The organism is uncultured Agitococcus sp. (genome assembly GCF_937920075.1).
Lineage (GTDB): Bacteria > Pseudomonadota > Gammaproteobacteria > Pseudomonadales > Moraxellaceae > Agitococcus.
Map to the genome: position 1 here is coordinate 1 of NZ_CALETI010000467.1, position 2,888 is coordinate 2,888.

The window sequence follows — 2,888 nt, forward strand, 5'->3', positions numbered from 1 at the left end:
TTTTATAGTTTGTTGCGCTTAAATCAAGCGGTAGTTTAATCGTTTCCTGAGCATCGCTTACGCTGTCATTATAAACAAATTCTATACCGTCATATTGGTCATCAGCCGCGAATCTTCGGCTAATCACATCACTAGCAGGCTTCTTATTTCTATGTGTAAATAAAGCACTGCTTGCACTTTGTAAGCCATCAAAGCTAAATCTAATTTTACCGTTTTGACGATAAGCAACACAAAAACAAGCGTCTGCAATCATGCGTACCGTTTCTTCAAATGAGATATTATCAGAGTCTAACGTGTAGCTAAACTCTAAGTTTTCTACGCCACCCGTCCAAGATTCGTTATTTATATTGCTATACCATGTTTGGTATATTTGCGGCATATCGACATCAATATTAATATCAAGATTACCTATTGTTTTGTCTTTGGAGATTGCTGCAATAATATCTGGTGGGTTATTTGTTGCTGATATTGTGCCGCTAGATATTGAGCCATCATTATTAAACTCACCGCTAAACACAGTGCCGTTGTAAGTTGGGATTCTACGCCCTGCAATACAATTAAACTTGCGCTCTTTTAGCGCAATGGCGCGTGTCGTTGCTTTAGTTAGTGTTTGCACAGTGGTTACATTGCCAAAATCTGTCACGCTTAATTCACTAACCGCGCTTAATGACTCATATTTTATTTCATCGACAACAGAGCCACTAAAACCAAAATCATGGTTACTTGTACGCCTCGCTCTAACCCGGGTCGCACCCGTCCACCCTGTTGTTATCTCGATGGTTTTGCCTTTTAAATTACTATCAACTCCGCTTATTGTGTCGCTGTGCGTATATATTGAGCCAGTGGGCGCATAAGTACCTGCAACAAGCTTTTGATAGTCAATTTCAAAATTTACAGTTAAAGTTAATTTACCGTCTCCGTTTTCATAAAAAAGCCCCTGCTGTGCGACGATGTTTATCCATATTTGAGTCATATCAGCGTCTTTTAATGTTACCCATGACGTATATTCAGGTTCTGACGTAGTGCTTGTTAACGTAGCAGTGCTAGTTGCTGTACTACTAAATGTCGATGTTGTTAACTCGATAACATTAGTCCCTAACCCTAGTTTGTTTGAAATAGTGTATGTGCCGTCATACCCTGTCGAACCTGTCACAATCAAATCACCACCAATGGTTAAATTATCGTATAACTCATTACTCATTCCGCCAATTTTATCACCAACGGTTACAGGCGATGCCGAAGCCTCATAAAAGTCTATAAAGTCAGTATTAGTTATTAGTGTAAACTGATTACGCGCTTGTAATGTTTGACCATCAACGTTATTAGATTTTTTAACTAATCTTACAGGCTCACTAATACCGCCACCAATCGTTAAAAAAGGGCTGCCACTATTAGGGCTTGTAAACGGATTATAAAACTCAGCACTTGCTCCCGTAACATCACTAACAAGTGAATCACCGTCTCGCACATCATCAATATCATACCAACCACGGCCAATGCACATATAGCTATATTCATATTGTGTATTGTTAATATATTTAGAGTAAACAGGCTGCAACAATGACGGATAAGAGCGTACAGTGCCAAATATATCTTCAATACGCTGCAATATGCGAGGCTCGTTTGTACGTCCTGCTAACGCATTGTTAGGGCTTTGTTGTGAGCGGTTTATGTTGTTTGGTAGTGTTGGTGTTGGTATAAGTTGTTTGGCTAGATAATCAATGCTTCGCACTGATAGCGACCAAAAAGGGAATAAAACATCAAGCGCACCAGCAGGACTACTTAAAACAACATAATCCCCATCGGTTGCTATTAGTTTTTGCACATCTTTAGTTATGTCCGTTTCTAAACTTGGTTGGCCATCAAACACCGCAAAATTAACTAATTTGCTTTTATTATCTAAAATCCAATGGCCAACGCTTTCGGCTTCATAGACCGTACATTCGCCACTAAACACACCATCATAAAAACTAATTTTTACGGTCATAGCTATAATACTCAATAAGCCCGTAATCATCTGCTATTTGTGCCAATGGCTGCCATATCACCATGTTACGCAAGCTATGCAACACGCCACCGTTATAATATAACCCACAATGCGTGACTTTTTTAAACTTACCAAGCAAAACAACAAAATAATCCATAGGCTTATCTTGCTTGGTAAAGCCGTGTTTATTGTTATGCAATGCTAATCTAAACGCATTAGCAACATCGCGCATTGAGTCGGTTTTAGGCGTGTAATCATCAAGACTTAACCCTAACTCATTCACATAAACATCGGCTACTAACTGCCAACATGGCGGCCATTCGTAATGTTTGGCGATATAGCGTTCTATCATAAAAACCCTCTCAGCATGGGGAATCTATTAAACGTATAAAGCTCGCCTGTTTTAAGCACATTAAGTTTACGCGCCACGGCTGATATGGTGGCAGTGCCGCGATTGTAGCTAATAGACTCGGCTTGTAATCGCTGCACGGCTTGAGGCTCGGTTAAATCATCGGACAAATAGGCGCGATAAGTGATTATAATTTTTTCGGTAGTATCTAAAGGGATTCGGTCTAATTCTTTTCGTAGTACGTTTTCAGCATCAGTTGTATCAATGCTAATTGTGAACTTTTGGTCTAAATTGTCGGGGCTTCCTGCCAATCCGACTTGAAAATTAGTAGAGCGCACAATAAGTGTATTACTATCTTCATCAACAACAGCACCATCCACAGGCTCACGCCATAAATGATAAGTCTGTGTTAAGTTAGAGTGAGATATACTTATCACTTCAATCATGTATTTTGTTTGTGGCGCACTAGCCAAAAACTCACGCAATGCGGCTTCTACATCTAAACTCATACTAGCACCAACGTATCTTCTAACGTAAACTCAGCAAGACGGT

Annotated in this window: 3 protein-coding genes; all 3 read right to left on the bottom strand. The window is 39.7% G+C overall.

Annotation, left to right across the window (positions count from 1 at the left end; genetic code table 11):
- Nucleotides 1-1,987: host specificity factor TipJ family phage tail protein (locus Q0212_RS15890; RefSeq protein ID WP_297927319.1), on the bottom strand; the 1,987-nt coding region annotated here is incomplete at its 3' end.
- Nucleotides 1,971-2,339: a hypothetical protein gene (locus tag Q0212_RS15895; protein WP_297927320.1), complete on the bottom strand. Its 369-nt coding sequence runs from the start codon at nt 2,337-2,339 to the stop codon at nt 1,971-1,973. The genes Q0212_RS15895 and Q0212_RS15890, both read right to left, overlap by 17 nt.
- Nucleotides 2,336-2,845, bottom strand: coding sequence for a DUF1833 family protein (locus tag Q0212_RS15900; RefSeq protein ID WP_297927322.1), 510 nt, complete (start codon nt 2,843-2,845; stop codon nt 2,336-2,338). The genes Q0212_RS15895 and Q0212_RS15900 overlap by 4 nt, the downstream gene beginning before the upstream one ends.
- Between the last annotated feature and the right edge of the window lie 43 nt (nt 2,846-2,888).

Coding starts and splice junctions, on each gene's coding strand:
- Q0212_RS15895 (WP_297927320.1), bottom strand. CDS start 2,339: ATGATAGAACGCTATATCGCCAAACATTACGAATGGCCGCCATGTTGG.
- Q0212_RS15900 (WP_297927322.1), bottom strand. CDS start 2,845: ATGAGTTTAGATGTAGAAGCCGCATTGCGTGAGTTTTTGGCTAGTGCG.